The sequence below is a fragment of the Neisseria sp. P0009.S007 genome (assembly GCF_051962515.1).
In genome coordinates this window covers 1-245 of record NZ_JBQCVF010001229.1, presented here as the reverse complement: position 1 = coordinate 245, position 245 = coordinate 1, and the positions used below count along the sequence as shown (strand labels likewise).

At 57.6% G+C, this 245-nt stretch carries 1 pseudogene; it reads left to right on the top strand.

The window, feature by feature from the left end:
* A pseudogene (locus tag ACTHS3_RS18410) lies at positions 1 to 245 on the top strand (polyphosphate kinase 1); the annotation flags it as partial.

Below are 245 nucleotides of genomic sequence, written 5' to 3'. Positions count from 1 at the left end.
ACGCCCACCTCGGCACCGGCAACTACCACCAAGGCACATCGCGCATTTACACCGACTTCGGCATCATCACCGCCGACGACCAAATCACCGCCGACGTGAACACCATCTTTATGGAAATCACAGGCTTGGGCAAACCGGGTCGTCTGAACAAGCTCTACCAAAGCCCGTTCACCCTGCACAAAATGGTCATCGACCGCATCGAGCGCGAAATCCAACACGCCAAAGCAGGCAAACCCGCCCGCATC